Annotated in this window: 19 protein-coding genes; 6 read left to right on the forward strand and 13 right to left on the reverse strand. The window is 48.5% G+C overall.

Translation table 11 applies throughout. The annotated features are described in order from the left end of the window. Nucleotides 1-4 precede the first annotated feature (4 nt). The gene (locus M3090_RS08145) at nt 5-1,294 is read right to left on the reverse strand and encodes an MATE family efflux transporter (RefSeq protein WP_249055138.1); all 1,290 of its coding nucleotides are present in this window, start codon (nt 1,292-1,294) and stop codon (nt 5-7) included. Between the two features lie 355 nt (nt 1,295-1,649). Beyond that, nucleotides 1,650-2,276, reverse strand: a complete 627-nt coding sequence (locus M3090_RS08150) for an HD domain-containing protein (protein WP_249055139.1) — start codon at nt 2,274-2,276, stop codon at nt 1,650-1,652. Nucleotides 2,277-2,468: 192 nt separating this feature from the next. Between M3090_RS08150 and M3090_RS08155 the strand changes: the two genes are divergently transcribed. From M3090_RS08155 to M3090_RS08175, 5 genes are all read left to right on the forward strand, one after another. After that, nucleotides 2,469-3,956 (forward strand): TolC family protein, encoded by a 1,488-nt coding sequence (locus M3090_RS08155; protein ID WP_249055140.1) that lies wholly within the window; start codon nt 2,469-2,471, stop codon nt 3,954-3,956. Between the two features lie 284 nt (nt 3,957-4,240). Beyond that, complete coding sequence (locus tag M3090_RS08160) at nt 4,241-5,599, forward strand: sigma-54-dependent transcriptional regulator (protein ID WP_249055141.1); 1,359 nt, start codon at nt 4,241-4,243, stop codon at nt 5,597-5,599. 12 nt (nt 5,600-5,611) lie between these two features. Then, nucleotides 5,612-6,928: a sensor histidine kinase gene (locus tag M3090_RS08165; protein ID WP_249055142.1), complete on the forward strand. Its 1,317-nt coding sequence runs from the start codon at nt 5,612-5,614 to the stop codon at nt 6,926-6,928. Between the two features lie 158 nt (nt 6,929-7,086). Next, entirely contained in the window at nt 7,087-7,788 is a 702-nt protein-coding gene (locus M3090_RS08170; protein WP_249055143.1) for a CDP-alcohol phosphatidyltransferase family protein, read from the forward strand. Further along, entirely contained in the window at nt 7,785-8,228 is a 444-nt protein-coding gene (locus tag M3090_RS08175) for a GtrA family protein (RefSeq protein WP_249055144.1), read from the forward strand. Before M3090_RS08170 ends, M3090_RS08175 begins: the two co-directional genes overlap by 4 nt. 5 nt (nt 8,229-8,233) lie before the next feature. Here M3090_RS08175 and M3090_RS08180 read toward each other — a convergent pair whose 3' ends face one another. The 11 genes from M3090_RS08180 to M3090_RS08230 all read right to left on the reverse strand — a co-directional run bounded on the left by M3090_RS08180 (nt 8,234) and on the right by M3090_RS08230 (nt 23,011). Further along, nucleotides 8,234-8,746: a methylated-DNA--[protein]-cysteine S-methyltransferase gene (locus M3090_RS08180; protein ID WP_249055145.1), complete on the reverse strand. Its 513-nt coding sequence runs from the start codon at nt 8,744-8,746 to the stop codon at nt 8,234-8,236. 84 nt (nt 8,747-8,830) lie between these two features. Beyond that, nucleotides 8,831-10,405 carry a ribonuclease E/G gene (locus M3090_RS08185; protein ID WP_249055146.1) on the reverse strand — a complete coding sequence of 525 codons (1,575 nt, stop codon included), beginning with the start codon at nt 10,403-10,405 and terminating at the stop codon, nt 8,831-8,833. Nucleotides 10,406-10,678: 273 nt separating this feature from the next. Beyond that, a complete protein-coding gene (locus tag M3090_RS08190) occupies nt 10,679-10,954 on the reverse strand; it encodes an HU family DNA-binding protein (RefSeq protein ID WP_087340396.1) in 276 nt (91 codons plus the stop codon). Between the two features lie 491 nt (nt 10,955-11,445). Then, entirely contained in the window at nt 11,446-11,889 is a 444-nt protein-coding gene (locus M3090_RS08195) for a hypothetical protein (RefSeq protein WP_249055147.1), read from the reverse strand. Between the two features lie 71 nt (nt 11,890-11,960). Then, the gene (locus M3090_RS08200) at nt 11,961-12,350 is read right to left on the reverse strand and encodes a winged helix-turn-helix transcriptional regulator (RefSeq protein WP_249055148.1); all 390 of its coding nucleotides are present in this window, start codon (nt 12,348-12,350) and stop codon (nt 11,961-11,963) included. 337 nt (nt 12,351-12,687) lie between these two features. Further along, nucleotides 12,688-13,659, reverse strand: a complete 972-nt coding sequence (locus M3090_RS08205) for a glycoside hydrolase family 130 protein (protein ID WP_249055149.1) — start codon at nt 13,657-13,659, stop codon at nt 12,688-12,690. A 28-nt stretch (nt 13,660-13,687) separates the two neighbouring features. Further along, nucleotides 13,688-15,055, reverse strand: coding sequence for an MFS transporter (locus tag M3090_RS08210; RefSeq protein ID WP_249055150.1), 1,368 nt, complete (start codon nt 15,053-15,055; stop codon nt 13,688-13,690). Nucleotides 15,056-15,070: 15 nt separating this feature from the next. Continuing rightward, a complete protein-coding gene (locus tag M3090_RS08215; RefSeq protein ID WP_249055151.1) occupies nt 15,071-17,350 on the reverse strand; it encodes a GH92 family glycosyl hydrolase in 2,280 nt (759 codons plus the stop codon). 2 nt (nt 17,351-17,352) lie between these two features. Then, on the reverse strand, nt 17,353-19,647 hold the full coding sequence (locus M3090_RS08220) for a GH92 family glycosyl hydrolase (protein ID WP_249055152.1): 2,295 nt from the start codon (nt 19,645-19,647) through the stop codon (nt 17,353-17,355). 29 nt (nt 19,648-19,676) lie between these two features. Then, on the reverse strand, nt 19,677-20,681 hold the full coding sequence (locus M3090_RS08225) for a FecR family protein (RefSeq protein WP_249055153.1): 1,005 nt from the start codon (nt 20,679-20,681) through the stop codon (nt 19,677-19,679). 113 nt (nt 20,682-20,794) lie between these two features. Further along, nucleotides 20,795-23,011 carry a GH92 family glycosyl hydrolase gene (locus tag M3090_RS08230; protein ID WP_249055154.1) on the reverse strand — a complete coding sequence of 739 codons (2,217 nt, stop codon included), beginning with the start codon at nt 23,009-23,011 and terminating at the stop codon, nt 20,795-20,797. A 430-nt stretch (nt 23,012-23,441) separates the two neighbouring features. Here M3090_RS08230 and M3090_RS08235 point away from each other — a divergent pair, with 430 nt between their 5' ends. After that, nucleotides 23,442-24,014, forward strand: coding sequence for an RNA polymerase sigma-70 factor (locus M3090_RS08235; protein ID WP_249055155.1), 573 nt, complete (start codon nt 23,442-23,444; stop codon nt 24,012-24,014). The last annotated feature ends 162 nt before the right edge of the window (nt 24,015-24,176 follow it).

The raw sequence follows: 24,176 nt of genomic DNA on the forward strand, positions 1-24,176 counted from the left end.
GTTTTCAGTATCGTTTGTATTTTAGATAAATGACAGACTGCATGCCAAGCAATATCACAAACACGTATTCTACGGCCCAATAAGCAGCCAGCGGGACATCGCGGGAACTTAATAGCCACAGGCAGAACAGGTAGGCAATGGTTGTTGTCACTTGGAAAGCGAATACCGTGCGTGTCGCCCCCGTTCCGGTTACAGCGTTCAGATAGACATAGCCGGGCAGTGCAAAGAAGTAATTCAACAGCATGACGGCCAATGGCGGCCAGGCAGCTTGCACGATGGCCGGAGTGTCCGTATAAGCTCCGATAATGGCCGGGTGGAAAAGCAAGGCGGAAATGATCAAGGGGATGCCCGCCAGATAGCCTAAGCGGATAATCCGGTGGCAAAGAGTGAACACGCTCTTTTTCTCGTTTGCTCCAAGTAGATTGCTAACCAGAGAACTGGTTACGGCGGCCAGCGCATTGACAATGACAGAGAATAAGGCAGAGATGCTCCGGATGATATTAGACACTGCCAGTTCTGTTTCTCCCAAGCGCTCGATTGCTAAGAAAAAGAGAAACCAGATAACCACACTCATGAAAAACTGGAGCATGCTCCACACCGACACCCTGAAAACTTCTTTCAGAATACTCATGTCAATACTGCAACGCAAGGCGTACTGCCTTCTGTCAACATGCCTGAGTAGGTACATAGTCAATACTGCCAAAGAGCACAACTCCGCCAGAGACGAGGCAATGGCAGCCCCCGATATATTCAAGCCGAGGCCGAAAATGAAGAGCCCATTCAGCGGGATATTTACCAATACAGCCGTAAGAGCCGCAATGTTCAGGGCTTTGGTTCGTGTGATGCCTACCAAAAAAGAACGCAAGGCAAGAAACGGAAAGGAAAAGAGCAATCCCCAGATGCGCCAGTCCAGATAGCGGATGACTGCGTGATATACTTCATCCGAGCTGATTAGAAATCTCAGCAGATAGGGGGAACACAAGCGGGATAGTAAACAAAGGCTGACGGCCAGCAGAGACAAAAACAACAGGCCTTGGAAGAAGGTTTTTCCTGTTTCCGCATACCGCTGCTCTCCGTTGCGGCGTGCGATTACTACTTGTAGTCCTAAGCTGAATCCGAATCCAAGCATGTAGATGGCCAAGAACCAGATTCCGGCAAGGGCTGACGCACCCAGTTCTACGGCGCCTACATGGCCTAAGAACAGGGCATCGGTAATGTTGATTAGTTGTTCCACCAGGATACTCATCATTACAGGAAAAGCGATGAGTCCTATTTCCTTATAGGTATAGTTCATTTGTTCAGAGCAATATGATGCGGTGAGCCATGCGGCCTGGCGCTGCATGACGTTTCGCGGATTTATGAATAGGGATAATGGCACGACATTCAGAGGCAAACTTATGCCAGAAGTTTGCCTTGTGGCTGAATAGCGTTAAAGAGAGGTGCTATTCATTGCGGGTAGCTATATGCACACTTGCCATTTCATATTGTTGAACAGTTGCATGGAAGAGTTATCGTGGGCAAATATAGGAAAAATGGCAGAACGTTGTGAGTTTTCTCCTCATTTTATGTCGGAGGGCCGATGCCGGGGGGTGGCACTAGCTTGGCCTCTCCCCGGGTTTGAACGTATCGGGGTGTGTGGGGAAAAGTTTTTAAAGTTCGTCCATCTCTTCTCCGCTACGTTCCATGATGCTGGCGGCCAGCTTGTCGGCTGCCTGTACGATAGATACCAGCGGGTATAGCTTTTGAGCCGTGTCGAAGCTGCGTTGGTCTTCGAAGCTGTTCATGTTGATTCCCCACGCACCCATGTGCCAGCGGATGGCCAGCATCTCGTCGTCGGTCATTTCGAGTCCGTTGCAAAGAAGCAGGATGACCGATTTTTCGCCGTGCCCCATGGGGAAGTTCCGGTAAGACACTTTGTAGCCTTCGCTGTCCTCCCACTGTCCCAGCGCGTTTTTCTTCTTTTTGACAGAGCGGATGTAGATGTCGCTTTTGCAAACATCGTGCAGCAGGCTGGCGATGATGACACTGTCTTTTTGCACTTCTTTCTCCAGGCCGGGTTCCAAACCTTTCATGCCTTCCCATATCATCAGGGCAGCCTTGCAGGTGTTGACCGAGTGCTGTAACAGTCCGCCTTCCGTATTCAGGTGATGGTTGGCCGATGCGGGAGCGGTGAAGAAGCCCATTTCTTCCAGGCCTTGGATAAGGTCTTCCACTCCGTCGCGCCCTGTGGAGCGCAGCAGTTCTAAAAATTCTTCTTTGCTCTTTTTAATGTCCATGGTGTGAATGGTTCTGAAAACGGCGGCAAGGTAGCAAGAAATTTGTGAATAGGCAAGCCGGAGGCGCAAATAATGTCCGTTTGCGGACAGGGGAATTGTCCGATAACGGACACCTCCCCCTCTCAGAAGCCATTCTGGGCACTTGGCATGGTCTTTGCCTGACGATGGGAGAACATTGTAAAGATAGAGAACATGAGAAAGATTTTATTCCTGGCCGTTTATCTGTGCATGCCCTTGGCAGTGTGTGCCCAAGCGGACACGTTGGGATACGAACGCGACATTACGTTGGACGAAGCCATTGCTTTGGCGCGGGTGCAGTCGGTAGATGCGGCTGTGGCCTTGAACGAATTGAAGACCGCTTATTGGGAATACAGGACGTTCCGGGCTAATCAGTTGCCGGAGGTGACCTTCACGGGGACGATACCCGACTACGGTAAGTCGTACAATTCCTATCAGAACTCGGATGGTTCGTACACCTTTGTGCGCAACAGTACGCTGGGCATGTCGGGGCAACTTTCCGTCACGCAGAACATCTGGCTGACGGGAGGAACGCTGTCGCTGAACTCGTCGTTGGACTATCTGCGCCAGTTGGGCAGCGGGGGGACCAGGCAATTCATGTCCGTCCCCGTCAGTCTGCAACTGACGCAACCCATCTTCGGGGTGAACACCATCAAGTGGGATAGACGCATCGAGCCTGTGCGCTATGCCGAGGCCAAAGCTGCGTTTATCACCGCCACCGAGGAGGTGACGATGAGCACCATCACGTATTTCTTCAACCTCCTCCTGGCCAAGGAGAGCCTGGCCACGGCGCGGCAGAACAAGGAGAACGCCGACCGCCTCTACGAAGTGGCCAAGGCCAAGCGCAAGATGGGGCAGATATCGGAGAACGACTTGCTGCAGTTGAAGCTCAACGCCCTGCAAGGGAAGGCTGACGTGACGGAGGCGGAGAGCAACCTGAACGCGCAGATGTTTCAGTTGCGCTCGTTCCTGGGTGTTTCCGAGCAGGAGAACCTGAACCCCATCGTGCCCGAAGCCGTGCCCGGCATCAACATAAGCTATGACGACGTGCTGGCCAAGGCCCTCGAACGTAACTCGTTTGCGCAGAACATACGCCGCCGGCAGCTCGAGGCCGACTACCAGGTGGCCACAGCCAAGGGAAACCTGCGCAGCATCAACCTCACGGCCAGCATCGGATATACGGGGATGAACCGCAACTTCCGCTCGGCCTATGACAACCTGGTGGACAATCAGGTGGTGGAAATCGGTTTCTCCATCCCCATCCTGGACTGGGGCAAACGGCGCGGGCAGGTAAAGGTGGCCAAGAGCAACCGCGAGCTGGAACTGTCGCGCATCAAGCAGGAGCAGATGAACTTCAACCAGAACATCTTCCTGCTGGTGGCCAACTTCAACAACCAGGCTCAGCAGCTTGGCATAGCCGAAGAGGCCGACCAGATTGCCGAGAAACGCTATAAGAGCAGCGTGGAGACCTTCATGATTGGCCGCATCAGTACCCTCGACCTGAACGATGCCCGCGACTCGAAGGACGAAGCGCGCCAGCAACACATCTCCGAGCTTTACTACTATTGGTATTATTTCTACCAAATCAGAAGCCTGACGCTTTGGGATTTCGAGCGCAACACAGCTTTGGAAGCCGACTTCGAGGACGTGGTCAGACGCTGACGCCATGCCATCCGTCCCCGCCGACTCCCTACCTCTTCCCCGTCGTGTAGTATGGGAGGGACAGTCATCCTGCTTACTGGTCAGAGCATTATTGCCGATGTTACCTATCATCATTGCCGATGATGCCCTATTGGGCATCCGGCCGAACGGCGTTGAGCCAGTACAAGAACCGCGTCGAGGATGCAGAAGAACGGGGCATCGCAGCAAATTCTTCCCGGCCGGGTGCGCAGAAACGCGAACTTTCACTACTTTTGTACACACAATTTGCAGAAAGAATAAGAGATATGATACTGATTATTGACGATGACAACATCGTGCGCTCCTCGCTGCTGTTCATGCTGAAGCGGGCGGGCTACGAGGCCAAAGCCGTCACCGGTCCCCGCGAGGCCATGGACGTGGTGCGCGTCGAGGCGCCGGAACTGATACTGATGGACATGAACTTCTCCCTGTCCACCAGCGGCGAAGAAGGGCTGACGCTGCTGAAGCAAGTCAAGTTGTTCCGTCCCGACGTGCCGGTCATCCTGATGACGGCCTGGGGCAGCATCCAACTGGCCGTCCAGGGGATGCGTGCCGGAGCTTTCGACTTCATCACCAAACCCTGGAACAATGCCGCCCTGCTGCAACGCATCGAAACCGCCCTCCAGCTTTCTCCACCCTCCGCCGGGACTCCGGCCGGGCCCGCCTTGAAGCTGGACAGGGGCCACATCGTGGGCAGCTCGAAGGGACTGACAGCCGTGCTGGACACCGTGGCCCGCATTGCTCCCACCAACGCCTCCGTGCTGGTCACAGGCGAAAGCGGGACAGGCAAGGAACTCATCGCAGAAGCCATCCACCGCAACAGCCGCCGGGCCTCGCAGCCCTTCGTCAAGGTCAACCTGGGCGGCATCTCGCAAAGCCTCTTCGAAAGCGAGATGTTCGGCCACAAGAAAGGTGCCTTTACCGATGCCGTGGCCGACCGCACGGGGCGTTTCGAACTGGCAGACCAGGGCACCATCTTCTTGGACGAGATTGGCGACCTTGACCTCTCGTGCCAGGTGAAGCTGCTGCGCGTGCTGCAAGACCAGACATTCGAAGTGCTGGGCGACAGCCGGCCACGCAAGGTCAACGTGCGGGTCGTCTCGGCCACCAACGCCGACCTGCGCCGCATGGTGGGTGAGCATACCTTCCGTGAAGACCTCTTCTATCGCATCAACCTGATAACCATCCATCTGCCGGCCCTGCGTGAACGCCGCGAAGACATACCGCTTCTGGCCCGCCACTTTGCCGACCGCCAGGCCGAGGCAAACGGCTTGCGCCGGACGGACTTTTCGGCCGACGCCCTCCAATTCTTGTCCGCCTTGCCCTATCCCGGCAATATCCGCGAACTGAAGAACCTGGTGGAACGCACCATCCTGGTCAGCAACAAACCCGTGCTGGATGCAGCCGACTTCGAAGCCCAATACCAGCCCCGCGAGGCAGGTGGGAGCCCGGAGAAAACAGGCGCTTTTGCCGGCATGACATTGAACGAGATTGAACGGCAGACCATTTTGCAGACCTTGGACTCGTACAAAGGAAATCTGACCCAGGTGGCTGCGGCATTGGGCATCAGTCGGGCTGCCCTTTATCGCCGCTTGGAGAAGTATGGGATTAGTGTAAACGATTAAAAACAACGTCGCGTGCGCATCAAGTTTTTCTTTTTCATACTTGTGCTTTTGCTGTTGGGGCTGGGCATCTATTGGGGAATTATCAGCCGCGACATCCCTCGCCTCTATCTCGTTTTGGGCGAAGGAGCTGTCATCCTGATTCTTTTCTATCTGTCCGTCTTCTACCGCAAGATAGTGAAGCCGTTGAACAGCATTGGCAACGGCATGGACCTGTTGCGCGAACAAGATTTCAGCAGCCGCCTCAGTCCGGTAGGGCAGTATGAAGCCGACCGCATCGTGAACATCTTCAACCGCATGATGGACCAACTGAAGAACGAACGCCTTCGGATGCGCGAACAGAACAGCTTTCTCGAATTGCTGATTCAGGCCTCGCCCATGGGAGTCATTATCCTGAACCTGAGCGAAAAAATCTCTCAACTGAATCCGATGGCCGTGAAGATGCTGGGCGTACATGCCGATTTAGCCGTCGGCAAACAACTGAAAACGCTGGACTCGTCCTTGGCTGCCGAACTGGATACGATTGACAACGAAGAAACCAAAATCGTGCGTCTGAACGATGCAAACGTCTACAAGTGTACCCGTTCCTATTTCATTGATTGTGGCTTCAAGCACCCCTTCTTCTTGATAGAGCGGATGACGGACGAAGTGATGCGTGTCGAAAAGAAAGCCTACGAGAAGGTTATCCGCATGATAGCCCACGAGGTGAACAACACGACGGCCGGCATCACTTCAACGTTGGATACCGTGGAACAGACTCTTGCCTCGGAGCAGGGCATGGAAGACCTCTGCGAAGTCATGCGTGTCTGTGTGGAGCGCTGCTTCTCGATGAGCCGTTTCATAACCCGCTTTGCCGATGTGGTGAAGATTCCCGAACCCAACCTGGTGCCGTTGTCTTTGAATGAGATGGCGGCCACTTGCAAACGCTTCATGGAGGGCATGTGTGCCGATGCCGGAATCAGCCTGACGTTGGAGTGCGACGAGCTGGCCAGGCCAGTCAAGATGGATGCGGCACTTTTCGAGCAAGTATTGGTGAACATCATCAAAAACGCAGCCGAGAGCATATCTTCTTCTGAAAGCGCGCGGCAAAACGGGCAAATCATCGTGCGGACGCAGTCTCCTGCTTCTATCGAAGTGGTGGATAACGGGCCGGGCATCAGCAAGGAGGTAGAATCGAAGCTGTTCACCCCTTTCTTTTCCACCAAACCCGATGGACAAGGCATCGGCTTGGTTTTCATCCGCGAAGTGTTGAGCAAGCATGGTTGTACATTTTCCTTGCGCACCTATGCCGACGGATTGACACGTTTCCGCATCCTCTTCCCGTTTCCTTGAACAAAGGGCAAATACGGCTTTTTCTGTAACTGTCCGGGAAACTGTTAACCGTTTTCTGGTTTTTTATTTGTTAAACAGTCGCAAAAAAAAGAAGAAATAGGTTTCTGTTCGGGAAAGAAGATGTAATTTTGCCGAACAATTTAGAAAAAGAAGTAAATATGGGAAAAGAACTGTCGGCCAGGATTCAGACCTCAATTCTTAATGCAGCAGAAAAGAAGGCTCTCGTATGGCTTGCCGAGAGGCAACCCCGATGGGTGACATCGGACTTACTGACTTACTTGGGGGTATTGGGTGCAGTGGTTTGCGCAGTAGGATGCATACTGTCTAACATAAACGTGAATTATCTGTGGATATCCTCGTTGGGCTTGGTTATTAATTGGTATGGCGACAGTCTGGACGGAACGTTGGCTCGCGTGCGTCATACGCAGCGGCCGTTATATGGTTTCTTCATCGATCATACGTTGGATGCCATTACCATTTGCATCATGTGCATAGGGTTTGGCCTGTCTTCGGCTTTTCGCCTGGATGTCACCCTGTTGGTGCTGGCTGGCTATCTGGTACTTTCTATTTATACTTATATCTGTACGATTCTGAAGGATGAGTTCCGGTTGACGTACAGCAGTTTCGGCCCTACCGAGTTCCGCTTGGTGGTCATCATTCTCAATACGATATACATGTACGTGCCGGGATCTTCCAATCGCTATATGGTTTGGGGATGTGATTTTGGAGTGTTCGATTTCATAGGCTTGGCCATTGCCGCATTTCTTTTTATCATTCATCTCTGTCAGTTTGCAAAAGACCGCAAGACCTTGTCTATGCGTGATCCTCTCAAACCCTATCATCCCGAAGATAAAGAATGAAGGCTGCTACCTTATTTAAAACCTATCTCGAGTTTCTGGTGACTCGTTTGTTCGGAACAGGTGTCGATACATTGGTGCTCTGGATATGTTCAGACTTTCTGTTCAGCTCTTACTGGACGGTCTATGTACTTTCTCCCATCATCTCGTTCGAATTTGCAGTTCTGAGCAATTTCTTATGGTCCTATTGTTGGATATGGAAAAGCCGTGTAGGCGAACGCAGTACGCGTGACTTTTGTTATCGTTTCTTTATCTTCAATCTTTCTTCGGGAGTCGGATTCCTGGTAAAGATGCTGTTCCTGCTGTTGTTCGAAAAGATTTTCGGCTGGGATGTTATTTATTGTAATTTTGCTGCATTGCTCATCTCCGGGCTATTCAATTACTTCTTGGCAGATGCTGTGGTGTTTCGTAAACGAGCCTTGGCCTCTTCGAAAACAGAATAAGGCCTTTAATCATTTTCCAGGGTCAGCAACATTTTCTTGGCTTCCAAGCCACCTGCATATCCTGTAAGTGTATGGTTGCTGCCAATAACCCGATGGCAGGGCACAAAGATGGAAATGGCGTTTGCACCGTTAGCGTTGGCTACGGCTCTTACGGCATTGGGAATATCCAATTGGCAAGCCAGCTCTCGGTATGAGACGGTCTTTCCGTAAGGAATTTCCAATAATTTGTTCCATACTTTCTTCTGAAAAACTGTACCTGTGAACAGCAGCGGCAGGTCGAAGTTGATTCGTTGTTTCCTGAAATACTCGTCCAATTGTCTGGAAGCTTTCAGGGTAATTTCCGAGGCTTCTTCTTCATAATCTGCCTGAAGGTTCCTTTGCAGTCTTTGATATATAGCCTCCTTATGCCTTCTTGTTACCCAATCGCAAAGACAAAGTTTGTCTTCGAATGAGCCAAGCATTAAGTCGCCGCAGGGTGAATGATACAGTTGCAGATAAATTGTGTTAAGACGTTTCATGTTGTTGACAGTAGCTTCGATTGGTGTGATTTTGTAATGCAAAGGCGGTGAAGCTTTATTCTGGCATATGCTTCACCGCCTTTTTTACTTGATTTCGATTTCTTCCTTCATGTCGATCTCTTCACCGTGTTGGTCGTAGAAGACATATTGCAGGAACGCGAGTTTCTGGTTCGGAATAATCTTAATGCCTAATCCGTACTTCATCTGCCATTTGCGTTTCAGCGACATGAGCCCCTGATTTACGTAGGCGGCGATATACGGGTGGATGTGTAATGAGAATTTCTTTATCTTCAGTTTGTTTACCAGGTAGTCTATTTTGCTCTCCAGCGTGTCCGTAAAGAGGATGGATGGTTTAATGGTTCCCTTTCCGAAACAAGTGGGACAAGTCTCTGCTGTATTGACATCCATAGCTGGACGTACGCGTTGGCGCGTGATTTGCATCAGCCCGAATTTACTGAGTGGCAGAATGTTGTGCCTAGCCCGGTCTTTCTGCATGTTCTGGCACATGCGTTCGTAAAGCTTTTGCCGGTTTTCGGCCAATGCCATATCGATGAAATCTACCACGATGATGCCGCCCATGTCTCTCAGGCGCAACTGACGTGCCAGCTCATCGGCAGCTCCTAGATTTACTTCCAATGCGTTGGCTTCTTGTCCGTTGGCATTCTTGGTTCGGTTACCGCTGTTTACGTCCACCACATGGAGTGCTTCCGTGTGTTCAATAATCAGGTAAGCACCACTTTTGTATGAAACGGTTCTGCCAAATGAAGACTTGATTTGTTTGGTGATGCCGAAATTGTCAAAGATGGGAAGTTTGCCTTTATACAATTTTACGATGTTGGCACGTTCGGGTGCTATTAGTGCCACGTAATCCTTTATTTCTTGAAATACAGCCTCGTTGTTTACGTGGATGCTCTCAAAAGAAGGATTAAACAAATCGCGCAGCAGCCCTACGGCACGGCTCGTTTCTTCGTAAATAAGTGTAGGAAACTTGGTGGCCTTCTGGATTTTTGCCACAGCGTCTTCCCAATGTTTGACCAAAACTTTAAGCTCTCCATCGAGTTCAGCCACGCGTTTGCCTTCAGCCACTGTGCGTACGATGACACCGAAGTTTTTAGGCTTTATGCTCATCAGCAATTGTTTTAGGCGTGCCCGTTCTTCACTCGACTTAATTTTTTGCGATACGGAAACCTTGTCGTTGAAAGGGATGAGCACCAGATATCTTCCGGCAAAAGAAAGTTCGGAAGTCAGCCTCGGCCCTTTGGTAGAAATAGGTTCCTTGACAATCTGTACCACTACTTCTTGCCCTACCTTTAGGGTATTGGATACCGTTCCGTCTTTTTCCAGATCGGGAAGTATGGTAGCTTTAGTGATGGGGGTAAGCTTTTTTTTGTCGCTTAAAGTTTGTTTTACGTATTTTTCCAGCGAGTTGAACTGAGGACCTAAGTCCTGGTAGTGAAGAAAAGCGTCTTTCTCATAACCTACGTCCACGAAGCAGGCATTCAGGCCTGGCATCAGTTTCCTGATGCGCCCTAAATACATGTTACCCACCGAGAAGGAGATATTTCTTCCTTCGCTTTGCAGTTCCACCAAGCTCTTGTCTTCCAACAAGGCGATGGTAACCTCTTTGGGTTGTACGTCTACAACGAGTTCGTTTGTCACAATGATTTCGCTTTTAGTTTGAATGAGTTGTACCGCCTCTGGCGGTTGTTACATACTGTTATTATTATTATTTGCTTAAACAAAGAACAAACTCGCGAAATTTTGATTCACAAGTTTGTTCTTTGTTTGCCTTTTGACTTAGAAATTACTTCTTGCTTTTGTGCCTGTTCTTTCTCAGTCTTTTTTTACGCTTGTGCGTAGACATTTTATGTCTTTTTTTCTTCTTACCGCTTGGCATAGTTCTTACATTTTATGAGTTAATACTATTGTTTATTATTTTTTCACTGAAAGAGTGAAAGTCTTGGCAGGTTTAAAGGCCGGAATATTGTGTTCCGGAATAATGATAGTAGTGTTCTTAGAAATGTTGCGAGCGGTCTTTTGTGCTCTTTTCTTCACAATAAAACTGCCAAATCCGCGGAGATAAACGTTCTCATCTTTTGCTAAAGATGATTTTACTGCCTCCATGAACGCTTCTACAGTTGCAAGCACAGTGACTTTGTCAATCCCGGTGTTTTTTGTAATTTCGTTTACAATATCAGCTTTAGTCATTTTTCTTTAAAAAAAATATTATTACTAATGTGTTCCTAATTTTTTGGACTGCAAATATATAGCTTTTCGACGGCTCTTAAAAATATATTTCGGACTATTTTTTCAGAAAGTAGTTGATTTGTAAGCTATCTTGTTGATTAATAAGATATTCCTGAATTAGAAGATACGAAGGAAAAACTCCTTCTTAGGGAAAAGTGATGGCATACAACTTGTTTTCTTCTGACTGGCAAGCTGATAGGAAGAGAACCGTGCAATATCTGCATGATGTCGGGCTGTTGCTTTGTCTGTTCCAGGCGAAAACGCAAATTTTGTAGAGCTGCTCTTTTTCACCCGTCAATATGGCATAACAAGAAGAATGAGGATTTCAGGTTGCATACTTGGAACTGCTGATGATGCTATGGCTGTGTCATATTTATCATCATGCTCAAATCCCTCTTTAGAGTTCTTAAATCCCTCTTTAGCTTTGTCAAGAGCCACTTCAGGTGCTTAATCTATTTTTCCAACAGGTCCTTTAAGAATGTGTCCAGTTCCTCGTCCAATCCCTTCAGTAGTTCGTCGTTCAGCAGCAGGGTATCATCGTCCATCAGCAACAGTTCGGCAATGGTTTCTTTGTCATCGTCTACTAGAACGAAGGAGTAAGGCTTCATCAGTGCCAGCTTATCCAGGTCGCCGGCAGTCTTCATGTTGTTTAACAGCGTGGATAAGACACGTTCCACGTCGGTGTAAAAGTCGTCGCCGTCGTAGTTTGTCCATTCGTCGATGGTTATGGCGGCCAGTTGATTGTCGTCATCGTCAAAAAGCAGCAATTCGCCCGATTCGGGGTGTGCTTGCAGGTGAATGTCCGTTACGATGGTTTCCTCGCAACCATGGTACTTGCTAATGGCTTCTTCGATGGCTTTTTCTATTTGTGTTAAAGATGACTGGCTTAATTTCATATGTTTCTTTGCTAATTGATTGGTGTCAAAGGTACGGATTTTCCTTGGAATATCCTTGGAAAACGATTGATTTAAGCGGTCAAGGCAGTTCTTTTAGCTGCTTTTTTCCGGTCGCCGATGATGGCGTCTTTGTTTTCCACTGCCCATTCTATCAGAGCATTGATATGTGGAATCAGCGAATGTGCCCGGGCTGTCAGTGCATATTCCACTCGAGGAGGCACTTCTGGATAAACTGTGCGGGTGATGTAGCCGTCTTCTTCCAAAGCACGGAGGGTAACGGTCAACATTTTCTGGGAGATGTCGGGTATTTCGCGTTGCAATTCTTTGAATCGTATAGCTTGTTTGTCAGAGCGGTCTAAAGTATAGATGACCAATAGTGACCATTTATCGCTGATGCGTGCCAGGATGTTTCGTATGGGACATTCTGGGTGTTGTGAATCCTCGATGATTGTTCTGTTCATAAAAGATTGTATTTCATATCGGTCTACAAAGGTAAGCAAACTTCTTTTGAATATCAATGGGGAAAATTTTTTTTCAAAAAAGTGCAATTCTTAACCCGTTCACATACAGCAATGCTTGCCTGTTTGTAACAGCCTGACATTTAGGCTTCTACTTGCAAGAGCGAAAAATGTGTATTATGAAAATATAAGAGTATGAAGAAAGTAGCATTGATTGGAGCAAGCGGATTCGTAGGAACTGTTATTCTGAATGAGTTAATGAGGGGGACAAAGTGGCTGCTGCAGTCATTTACAGAAAGACCTCGGTTTTACCGAGGTCTTTTTTATTTGTAAGGTGGAATCAGACGATGGACGTCCGCTTCACGAAGTCGATAATTTCCGGGATATATCCGAAAGCCATGCTCACCACCGTGTCGGCTGCGCCGTAATAGACAGCCACGCGCTGTCCGTCTTGCACGGCTGCACAGGGGAATACTACGTTGGGCACGTCCCCTTGCAACTCGTAAGGGGCAGCAGGCCCAATCAGATATTCCTGGGTGCGGTACAATACTTTGGCGGGATTGTCGGTGTCGAGAATGGCTGCTCCCATAGCATAGCGGAAGCCGTTGCACGTAGTAATCACGCCGTGATAGAACAAGAGCCAGCCTTCTTCCGTTAGGAATGGCACGGAACCTGCCCCAATCTTGGTGCATTGCCAGGCACTCTGTTCGAAGGGCGTTACCTTCATCACACAGCGGTGCTCGCCCCAATATTTCATGTCCGGGCTATAACTGATGTAGATATCGCCGAAGGGTGTATGTCCATTGTCGCTCGGTCGGCTCAGCATGGCATATTTCCCGTCGATTTTCTGTGGAAACAATACGCCGTTTCGGTTGAAGGGCAGAAAGGCGTTCTCGCATTGGAAGAACTCCTTGAAATCAAATGTGTATCCGATTCCAATAGTCGGGCCGTTGTAGCCATTACACCAGGTTATCCAATAGCGGTCTTCTATCCACGTCACTCGTGGGTCGTATTTATAGTCCGAATCAATCATTTCCGTGTTTCCCGGCTTAAACTGAATCGGGTTGTGCTGTATGTCCCAATGGATGCCATCTTTGCTGAATCCTGCGAAAATGTTCATCTGCACGGCTTTGTTGTCACAGCGGAATACTCCGGCAAAGCCATCTCCAAAAGGCACTACTGCGCTGTTGAAAATGCTGTTGGACGACGGGATGTCATAGCGCCCGATGATGGGATTTTTAGAATATCTCCACATCACGTCCGTGCATCCGGCCGGGCGTTCTTCCCAAGGAATATTAATTTGTTTGCTCATAATGTTATACTATGGTTGGTTAATCATTTCATTCTCTCTCACCTTTCAATAACGAGCCGTCGGTGGCATATTTGAATGGTACGAAATAAGTCATCAGAAAAGCCGGAATGGTAGCTATCAGCACGAAGATGAAAAACGGTTCATAACCTCCGGGCTTGTCGAACCATTTGCCCAACGTTTCGCATACCCAGCCGCTCATCATGCCCGGCAACATCACTCCCAGGTTCATGATGCCCGAAGCAAATGCATAGTGTGCCATTGGGTGCTTGCCGGGTGCCACCTGCTGCATCATAAATAGTGTCAGTCCGACGAACCCGAATCCATACCCGAAATATTCGAACACAATACCTCCGGCAATCAGTACGTGGCTTTCCGGCTGGAAAGTGGCCAGCAGGGCATAGACCACGAACGGCAGGTTGAAGATGCAGCAGAGTGAAAACAGTGTCTTTTTCAATCCCCGTGCCGAGATATAATACCCCGCCAGCAGCGAACCCAGCACAAAGGCCGCTGCCCCGTATATGCCGTAATACAGCCCGATTTCTTTCTCACTCAGGCCCAATCCGCCCATTGCCCTGTCTGCTTTCAGAAACAAGGGCACAATCTTCATCACAAAACCCTCGGCAAAACGGTAAAGTATGATGAACAGCAAGTAATAGACGATATGGCTTTTGCGGAAGAAGTCCGTCAACACGCCTATCAGTTCCCGCATCACCTGCCGGGCATTCCGGCTATTTTCGCCTTTCTTTTGAGGAGTGGATGGCAGCATAAAGATGTGATAGATGCCCAGCAATACCATTGTGCCGCAAAGCATGGCCATGATAATCATCCATGCCTTTTGGTTAGCAGCCAAGACCACTGCACTCTCCTGGCTTCCTTGGCTGAAATGTTCGATGACTATCCCCGCCACATAAACCAATCCACCGGTAGCTATAACCTTGGCGATATTGTAAAAGGCGCCTTGCCAACCGATGTATTTGGCTTGCTCGGAAGAGGAAAGCTCGCTCATATACACCCCGTCACAAGCGATATCATGAGTAGCGCCGCTGAAGGCGATGATAGCCAGTAATGCTATGGATATGCTGAAAAAGTGGGGCAGGTTCAGCGAAAAGGCCACCAGCCCGAAAGTGACGCCCGTAATTAACTGCGTGGTTACCACAAAAAACTTTTTGGTCTTGAATAATTCAAGGAAAGGGCTCCACAACGGCTTCAGTGTCCAAGGCAGCAAGATGAGGGAAGTCCAGAAGGTAATCAGCTTATCATCCACTCCCAGCCCCTTGAACATCAGTACCGTCACCATGTTCAGCACGACAAAGGGAAGTCCCATTGCAAAATAAGCGGTCGGTACCCATGTAATAGGACTTCGGCGGTTGCTTGCGTTATTCTGATTGTTTTTCATGACCGTTAGTTTAGCTTACTTCTTCCTTTCTTTACTGAACGAGTAGGGAGCATCGTCCGCAGAGATTCCTCGATGCCTGTTCGGCTCATCTCCCATAGAGATTTCGATTCTTCCTCCCTGTTGCAGCATGGAATGAGTCACGTAATTTCGCGTATAGTTTTGCCCGTTTACGGTCATGGACTCGATGTACAGGTTCTTTTCGCTGTTTTCCGGTGCTTGGATAAGCAATGTATTTCCGTTTTCAAAATGCAAGGTCGCTTTTTGGAATAGCGGTGCCCCCATGACATATTGGTCGGTGCCCGGGCACACAGGATAGAAGCCCAATGCGGAAAACACATACCAGGCAGAAGTTTGTCCGTTGTCTTCATCTCCGCAATAGCCGTCGGGAGTAGGAGAGTACATCCTGTTCATCACCTGGCGCAACCAATATTGCGCTTTCCAAGGTTGTTTCGCATAGTTATACAGATAAATCATGTGTTGCACCGGTTGGTTTCCGTGCGCATAATTTCCCATATTCATCACAGTCATCTCACGGATTTCATGGATGGGGAAACCGTAATAACTGTCGTCAAATAGAGGAGGAACAGCAAATACCGAGTCCATCATCTGCACAAACATCTCGTCTCCTCCCATTAAGTCAATCAGTCCCTGTGGGTCATGGAATACTGACCATGAGTAATGCCAACTGTTCCCTTCAGTAAAAGCATCGCCCCATTTCAGGGGAGAGAACGGCGATTGGAAAGAGCCGTCGGCATTTTTGCCACGCATCAGCTTGCTTTCCGCATCAAACAGGTTCTGGTAGTTCATCGCACGCTGGGCAAACCGTTCTATTTCTTTCTGTGGACGGTTCAAGGCTTTGGCCAACTGATAGATGCACCAGTCATCGTAGGCATATTCCAACGTGCGGGCCGCATTTTCATTAATGCCTACATTGTAGGGCACATAACCCAACTTATTGTAATATTCATGGCCTAAACGTCCGGTTGAAGACACTTCCGGATGTACGTGTTCCGTGCCGTAAAGCAAACCTTTATAAAGTGTTTCCACGTCTTCTACTTTCACCCCTTTTAGATAAGCATCAACCAATACAGAAGCAGAATTGTTGCCTACCATACAGCCCCGGTGTCCCGGACTGGCCCATTCAGGAAAGAAGTTACTTTCTTTATAGGTATTTATCAATCCCTCTTGAATCTCCTTGTTGACAGAAGGATACATTAGGTTCAGCAGCGGAAACAGGCAACGGAACGTATCCCAGAATCCGGTATCTGTATACATATAGCCAGGCAATACCTGCCCGTTGTAGGGACTGTAATGAACGATTTGTCCATTTCGGTCTATTTCATAAAATTTGCGTGGAAATAATAAGGAGCGATATAGGCAGGAATAGAACGTGCGGTATTGGTCCAAGTTGCCACCTTCTACTTCGATGCGTCCCAATACTTTGTTCCAAGCTTCGCGGCCTTCTTGCACCAGCGTGTCGAAAGAATCATCGCCCAGTTCTGTCAGGTTTTGCATGGCCTGTTCATAACTGATGAAAGAAGATGCCACACGCACATGTACCGATTCACCCTTGTGGGTACTGAAGCCTATGACTGCTCCTGCGTGATGAGCCTGTTGTTCTGTTCCGTTTTCAACGAATACACTATCGTTTACAGTAGCCTGGTAAGTGAAAGGCTTGTCAAACTCCAATACGAAATAATTCTTGAAGTTGGCTGGAACTCCACCGCTGTTGCGGGTCGAATACCCTATAATCCGTCTGTTTTCTTTGTCTATCTTTACGTATGAGCCTTTGTCGAAGGCATCTATCACAATATACGATTGTTTGTTTTCAGGGAAGGTAAAGCGGAACATGGCAGCCCGTTCAGTCGGCGTCATTTCTGTTACGATGTCATAGTCTGCCAGATACACCTTGTAATAATAAGCCTTGGCTTCTTCGCCCTTGTGCGAGAACCAACTGGCTCGTTTCTCTTCATCAAATTCCGCTTTCCCCACCATCGGCATGATGGAAAACTGCCCATAATCATTAATCCAAGGGCTGGGCTGATGAGTCTGTTTGAAACCACGTATTTTGTTGGCCGTATAAGTATATTGCCAGCCGTCTCCCATCTTTCCGGTTTGGGGTGTCCAGAAGTTCATTCCCCAAGGGCGTGCAATGGCCGGATAGGTATTACCCGTAGACAATTCAAATGTAGATTGAGTTCCTACCAATGGATTCACGTAGTCTGCATAATCCTTTGCCTGGGCAAGACTGATGAATCCGGCAAGCAAAAACGTTACTAACGAATATTTTTTCATGGTCATTTTATGTTTGATGTTTTTGTTCCCCATTGAGTGGGTTTGTTGGTCATCACGATTTCAAGAGTACCTCCAGACACGATGTCCTTGTGATGGAAGAACGGTTCGTTTAAAGATTTCCCGTTCAATGTCGCCGATTCGATATATTTATTTTCACTCGAATTGTTTTGGGTGATGATTTTGAATGTTTCTTTATTGGGCAGATGAATAACAGCCTGGTCAAAAATCGGACGCCCGATTGAATAGACCGGTTTGCCGGGACATACCTGATAGAATCCCATAGCATTCAGAATATACCAGGCCGACATTTGGCCACAGTCTTCGTTGCCCGACAGTCCGTCAGGGGCGTTGCGGTATTGCTCTTTCAGCACCTGGTCTATCAGCTCCTGAGTCTTCCACGGGCGGTGGATGTAGTTATATAGGTGGATGACGTGGTGACTGGGTTCATTGCCATGTGCATATTGCCCGATTAAACCGCTAATGTCTGCAGAGACCAATTCCCCTTCGATGGTTGAATCTTCTGTGAACAGCGAATCCAGTTTGCCGGCGAAAGCTTCTTCTCCTCCCATCAGTTCTACCAGGCCTTCCACATCTTGTGGTACGAACCATGTCCATTGCCAGGCATTTCCTTCGCAATAATCGTCATTCCGGTGGTTGGATGCTTTCGGATTAAAAGGAGTGCGCCAGTTGCCTTCCGAATCAACCCCTCTCATGAATCGGACAGAAGGATCGAAATAAAGAGTATAGGCTTTGGCGAATTTGGAATATTCTTCATACTTTTTATGATCGCCGGTGGCTTTTGCCAATATCGAGATGCAGTAATCATCGTAGGCATATTCCAATGCTTTGGCTACCGATTCATTCTCTTTGTCGCAGGGAATATAGCCGATTGTATTTTTGTAATATTTGGCTTGAGGCATCAGGTGTGGCAATACGGCTGGAGGACAAACGATGCCCGTCGTATCATATTCGGCAGCCCGCAAGCAAGCATCGTAAGCTTCTTGCAGGTCGAAATCGGCATATCCTTTGGTATAAGCATCTGCAATCAGAGACACCGCATGATAACCAATCATCGTTCCTGTATAATTAGACGCCAGGTCCCACATGGGGAATATGCCTCCTTCCTGGCTTTTCAGCAGCAGCGACCGGATAAAGTCATTATTCAGTTGCGGGTCGATGATGGAAAGCAAGGGGTGCAAAGCGCGGAAAGTGTCCCACAACGAAAAGGTGGTATATACCGGCTTATTGACATCCCCCTGGTGAATCTTCTGGTTCATTCCCCAATATCTTCCGTCCACATCAGTAAAGAGGTTCGGACTGATGGCTGTGTGATACATGGCCGTATAGAAGATATTTTTATCCACTTCGTTAGGGGTTGATACGTCGATTTTAGCCAGATATTGGTTCCAAGCCTTACGGGCGTTTGCGTGTACCCGTTCGAAATCCCATTCCGGAATTTCTGCTTCCAGGTTCTTTTGGGCGCCCTCAGTGTCGACGGCCGAGAAGCCTACCTTTACCAGTACCTGTTCATCCTTTTCTGTATGGAAGTTTAGCAAGACCTTGCAACGGGGTTGTCTCTTTCCGTTCCGGTCTGTCAACGTATCCCGCACGATGGTAGAAGTAAATGGTTTGGAGAATTTGGCATAGAAATTGGCTCGTTGGTCGAAAGCCCAATATTTGGTCAGCTTATAACCTTTGATTTCCGTATCGCTCACTACCTCTACCTGCATGTCCAGGTTATCTTGGTGTTGTATGGAGTAGTCCATATCTAAAATGAAGCCGGCTTTTTCCGCTTCAGGGAAAGTATAGCGGTGCAACGCTGCCCGTTGGGTAGCGGTCAATTCTGCTTTGACCTGGTAGCGCTCCAGAAATACCGAGTAATATCCAGGTGTTGCCACCTCGTTCTCGTGCGAGAAAGGGGAAGCATAAGGAAGAGTCTGCGATGAATAATCTTGCGGATCATACTGTTGTTGCCCTACTGTCGGCATCAGTAAAAAGTCGCCGTAATCGGCACATCCTGTTCCGCTGACGTGTGTATGCGAAAAACCGTTGATGGTGGAATCCGCATAATAATATCCTGAGCAGGCATCCCAACCGTCGATACGGGTATCAGGACTGGGTTGAATCATTCCGTGAGGCACCACGGCACCTGGAAAAGTGTGTCCGTGTCCTCCTGTTCCGATTAGAGGGTTCACATACGAAGTATAGTCGGTATTCTGTTCCTCTTTCGTACACGATGACAGACAGAATATTCCTCCGCACAAACTTATCGCAATGGCAGCAACTGCATTTTTCATTTTACTTGGGCTTTAAGATTAATAATATTTTATTCCGGGGATATGAAAACGATATCCTTGTGTTTCCTGTACTTGATGTGAAGTGTATGTTTCAGGGCATCCAGCATGTCTGTGGCCGTTCCCTTCTTCTTTAATTCGCCGGAATAGGTCGATGTTTTCTCCACTCCTGGCGAAAGAATCACTTTTACGTCATATACTTCTTCCAGTAATTGGGCAATTTGAGTGATGCTTGCATTTTGCAACTTAACCATGCTGCTGTGCCATACGGCATCCAGCATGGCGTTTGTATCCATCACTTTCATCTTGCCTGTATCTTTGTTCAGTTCCACCTTTTGTCCCGGCGAGAGTGTGATGGCACCCTCTTCATGTGTTCCTGAAGCTTTTACTTCTCCTTCCAGCAAAGACACCTCCACTATTCTGTCAGTCTGTGTACTCCTGAAATTGAATTTAGTGCCGAGTACCGCCACGTTCATGTCTTTACTGCTGACAATGAAGGGCCTGTGCTTGTCTTTGGTTACTTCAAAGTACGCTTCGCCGGACAGTTTCAGTTGCCTGTGTCCTTTCTCAAATTGTTCCGGATATTGCAGGACCGAATTTTCATTCAGCCAAACCCAACTGCTGTCGGGCAGCAGAAACTCTTTAACCTCCCCATCTGCCGTAGCCAATGTTTTCCATTCTTGTTGCAGATTATGGGTGAAATACCACATTCCTAATCCGCAGGAAGTGATGAGCAGCGTAACGGCTGCCGCATACTTGGTCCATGTCCGGAGGCGGAAAACTTTCCGGCCTCTGTTTTCTTCCTGTCTTAGCTCCTCCTGTCTTATCCGGTTGAAAAGCCGTTCTTCAGCTTCCTGTGTTTTGAACTGTTCGGTTCCACTGCTCCGTTTCCCCAGGAAATACAGTTCTTCCCATTCGAAAAGTTGCCGTGCATGCTCTTCCGATTCATTGGCCCAACGGATTACATGCAATTTTTCTTCTTCGTTGCATGTACCGTTCAAATAGCGTACGATTATTTTGTAGTCAATATTACCCATCTTTTTACCTAAAACTAACTCTTATATTATCCTTTTTCTATACAAGAGAACAAGTGTGGTCAAAGAAATACTTACGTGATGTCTGTTAAAAAGACGTTTTTTCTTAAAAAAAGTCACCACCATGTTTTCCCGGGCGAGCTTCCCATCTCAATATCCAGCGTTCCGCCTTCCATGATTTGTTGGTGCGTGATGTAGCTTTTGCCTAATGGTTGTCCATTCAGTTTTACAGATTGGATGTAGGTGTTCTCCGGGTTCATGTTGTGAGCTGTTATTTTGAATGTTTTTCCGTTTGTCAGTTGCAGAACCGTTTCCGGGAACAGGGGGCTGCCTATTTCATATTCTCCGGATACGGGGTTGACCGGATAAAATCCCATGGCGCTGAACACGTACCAGGCAGACATCTGTCCGCAGTCTTCATTGCCACACAGTCCGGCCGGTGTGTTCGTATAGAGGGTTGTCATGATTTGCCGGAGGTATTTTTGTCCTTTCCACGGTTGGTTTACCTTATTATATAGGTAGGCTACGTGGTGTCCCGGCTCATTTCCGTGTGCATATTGCCCTATCATGCCTGTGCTGAAGATGGGCAACTTGCTCTTGTCCGAAGGCTGGAACGTGAACATGCTGTCCAGTTTCTGCGCAAAGCGTTCTTGTCCGCCGGACAAGGCTATCAGTCCGTTGATATCGTGTTGTACAGACCAGAAATATTGCCATCCGTTGCTTTCACAGATGTGCGGCGTATAGTCTTCCGCTTGGAAATCTTTGACGAATTGTCCGGCTTTGTCTTTGGGCTGCATGAATGTAGAGGTCGGATTGTACACGTTCCGGTAATTCTGCGAGCGGGCGTAAAACTCTTCCGCTATATCTTTTTTCCCCATTTTGTCTGCCATGACGGCAATGCAATAATCGTCGAAAGCATATTCCAAGGTTTTGGAGAGCGACCAGTCGTCCCCTCCGGAGGGATTGTCCAAATCGAAGGGAACATACCCATTCTTCTTGTAGAAGCCGATGCCCCGGTAGTTGTCCAGATTGGCCGTCGCCACACAGGCAGCCAAGGCTTTTTCTGCATCAAAATCGCCTATACCTTTCAGGTAAGCGTCGGCAATCACGGCTACGGCATGATAGCCTATCATCATGTCTGTTTCGCTTCCGTAGAAATTCCATACGGGCAATCTTCCGTTTTGCTCGGAAAAAGCCAACAGCGATTTGACCATGTCGTTCACCCGTTCCGGTTGTGTCAGTGTGAAGAGAGGGTGTGCGGCCCGGTAGGTGTCCCACAGCGAGAAGGTGCTGTAATGGGTCCAGCCGTCGGTCTGGTGGTTTTTCCCGTCGGGTCCGTAATACTGCCCGTCCACATCGTCATAAATGGTAGGTGCCAGCATGCTGTGGTATAGGGCTGTGTAGAAAACCACCTTTTCGTCGTGGTTGTCTGTTTTTATCTGTATATTTCCCAGGGCCTTGTTCCAGGCAGCTTCCGCTTTTTGCCGGTAAGTGTCGAAATCATTGTCCGGCGCTTCGGCTCTCAGGTTTCTTTCCGCTCCTTCCATGCTGACGCCTGACAGGGCGGTGACAAGGGTTATCTGTTCTCCTTGCTGCGTGGAATAGTCGAAGCGGGCTATTGTCCCTGTCCCGATGCGTTTCCCGTCTTTTTCCAAGGCTGTGGTGTCGAGCGACATTTGGGTGAAGGGGCGTGAGAAGCGTGTGCAGAAATAGATTTTCTGGTTGCGGGCCCATCCGTCAGAATAGCGGTAGCCGCGGATGGTCACCGAGTCTATCACTTCGATGTGCGAGTCTTGCGTAGCGTCCCAGTTCATCGCTTTGGCCAGATTCAGGAAGATGGCCGACTGTGCCTGCGGGAATGTATAGCGTTGGATGCCGCAGCGTTCGGTGGCAGTCAGTTCTACGTTGATGTCATAATCGGTCAGCCTGACCTGGTAATATCCGGCAGAAGCCTGCTCGTCTTGATGGGAGAAACGGGAATGAATCCCCAGGGGGGCTTCTGCTTCCTCATAAGGCAGGGTGACAGGCAGGAACGAAATGTCATACAAGTCTCCGGCTCCTGTGCCCGACAAATGGGTATGGCTGAAACCGGCTATGGTGCTGTCCGGATAAAAGTAGCCGGCAATCCTGTCCCATCCGGGCAGGCCGTTGTCCGGACTTAGTTGTACCATCCCGAAAGGCACTTGTGCCCCCGGATAGGTGTTCCCCGTAAAATCGGTGCCAATCAGGGGATTGACCAGTGAGGCATAATCTTCATTCGTGCTTTTCGGCTGGTTGGTACAAGCAGCGAATAGAAGGCCGGCCAACCACAATGCGGACGTGGAAAGTTTCATAATAAGATTTTTTTTCTTCTATTTTTTTGTAAAGAAACAGATTTCTGCTGAAAAACACTTAGCGGATTCTCTTATTTTAACAAATTAAAACGTTGCATGTTCGTATTTGATTCGTTCCTTCTTCGTTTCTAAGGACTCGGGGCAGGAACGAATTTGGTACGACTTTGGAACGAACTTGGTACGACTTTGGTCGGGACGTTTCCAGGCGATTTTTTGTCTTGTTTTATTTTTCGGGAATAATTGTATTTTCATGAAAAAATCCTAACTTTGGGGCGCGTATCTACATGTTTGTCGGCAAGACGCGTGCCTGTCGATTTTTTATCATTTTCCGGGTAAGTGTTTTTGGGGGTTGGCTTGTTATATGTCATATTGGTGAAGAATAATCATTGCATTGCCAGTTTGTTTGTTGAGAAGGAGGCAGAACCAGACCATGAAAAATAGTTTTGAAGAGGATTATAGGATGTTGTTTCGGCGTTATTATGCCGGATTGTCTTTCTATGCTTCGCGGCTTGTAGGGGAAGATGATGCGGAGGATATTGTGCAGGACGTGTTCATGGAAATCTGGAAGCGGAAGGACGATATCGAACTGGGTGAGCAGGCGCAGTCTCTTCTTTACAGGTCGGTTTATGCCCGTGCCATTAATCTTATCAATCACCGTGCCGTGGTGGAAAAATACAATGCGGAAGAGGCGGAGTTGTTGAAGAAGAAGATGGAATATTACGAGCCGGATCGTTCGGAGGTGTTGAAGCGCATTGAAAACCGTGAATTGCGCGTGGAGATTTATAAAGCCATCAACGCCTTGCCGGACAAATGCAGGGAGGTGTTCAAGCTGAGTTATCTGTATGATATGAAGAACAAGGAGATTGCCGATGCCTTGAATATCTCGGCTCGGACGGTGGAGGCGCACATGTATAAGGCTTTGAAGATTTTGCGCGGGGCGCTGGCTCATCTGCGCGGGATGCTCTTGCTTCTTTTATTTTTTCTCCAAGGATTTGTAGATTAGAAAATGAAAAATTAGATAAGCTCTTAAGAGTCCGTTTGAATTTCCATTGGCTCTGTCATTCTGAGCGAAGTGAAGAATCTCCCTATGTGCCGGGCGTATTCGGGAGATGTTTCGACTTCGCTGCGCTCCGCTCAACATGACAGAGAAAGCGGTTCTGAATGC

It is taken from the genome of Bacteroides sp. ET71 (assembly GCF_023336905.1).
In the GTDB taxonomy this organism is placed as follows: domain Bacteria; phylum Bacteroidota; class Bacteroidia; order Bacteroidales; family Bacteroidaceae; genus Bacteroides.

Excerpts from the sequence above, each read along its gene's own strand:
- M3090_RS08155 (WP_249055140.1), top strand. The coding sequence starts at position 2,469 with ATGAGAAAGATTTTATTCCTGGCCGTTTATCTGTGCATGCCCTTGGCA.
- M3090_RS08160 (WP_249055141.1), top strand. The coding sequence starts at position 4,241 with ATGATACTGATTATTGACGATGACAACATCGTGCGCTCCTCGCTGCTG.
- M3090_RS08205 (WP_249055149.1), bottom strand. The coding sequence starts at position 13,659 with ATGAGCAAACAAATTAATATTCCTTGGGAAGAACGCCCGGCCGGATGC.
- M3090_RS08210 (WP_249055150.1), bottom strand. The coding sequence starts at position 15,055 with ATGAAAAACAATCAGAATAACGCAAGCAACCGCCGAAGTCCTATTACA.
- M3090_RS08195 (WP_249055147.1), bottom strand. The coding sequence starts at position 11,889 with ATGAAATTAAGCCAGTCATCTTTAACACAAATAGAAAAAGCCATCGAA.
- M3090_RS08145 (WP_249055138.1), bottom strand. The coding sequence starts at position 1,294 with ATGAACTATACCTATAAGGAAATAGGACTCATCGCTTTTCCTGTAATG.
- M3090_RS08190 (WP_087340396.1), bottom strand. The coding sequence starts at position 10,954 with ATGACTAAAGCTGATATTGTAAACGAAATTACAAAAAACACCGGGATT.
- M3090_RS08235 (WP_249055155.1), top strand. The coding sequence starts at position 23,442 with ATGAAAAATAGTTTTGAAGAGGATTATAGGATGTTGTTTCGGCGTTAT.
- M3090_RS08175 (WP_249055144.1), top strand. The coding sequence starts at position 7,785 with ATGAAGGCTGCTACCTTATTTAAAACCTATCTCGAGTTTCTGGTGACT.
- M3090_RS08225 (WP_249055153.1), bottom strand. The coding sequence starts at position 20,681 with ATGGGTAATATTGACTACAAAATAATCGTACGCTATTTGAACGGTACA.
- M3090_RS08200 (WP_249055148.1), bottom strand. The coding sequence starts at position 12,350 with ATGAACAGAACAATCATCGAGGATTCACAACACCCAGAATGTCCCATA.
- M3090_RS08230 (WP_249055154.1), bottom strand. The coding sequence starts at position 23,011 with ATGAAACTTTCCACGTCCGCATTGTGGTTGGCCGGCCTTCTATTCGCT.
- M3090_RS08180 (WP_249055145.1), bottom strand. The coding sequence starts at position 8,746 with ATGAAACGTCTTAACACAATTTATCTGCAACTGTATCATTCACCCTGC.
- M3090_RS08215 (WP_249055151.1), bottom strand. The coding sequence starts at position 17,350 with ATGAAAAAATATTCGTTAGTAACGTTTTTGCTTGCCGGATTCATCAGT.
- M3090_RS08220 (WP_249055152.1), bottom strand. The coding sequence starts at position 19,647 with ATGAAAAATGCAGTTGCTGCCATTGCGATAAGTTTGTGCGGAGGAATA.
- M3090_RS08150 (WP_249055139.1), bottom strand. The coding sequence starts at position 2,276 with ATGGACATTAAAAAGAGCAAAGAAGAATTTTTAGAACTGCTGCGCTCC.
- M3090_RS08170 (WP_249055143.1), top strand. The coding sequence starts at position 7,087 with ATGGGAAAAGAACTGTCGGCCAGGATTCAGACCTCAATTCTTAATGCA.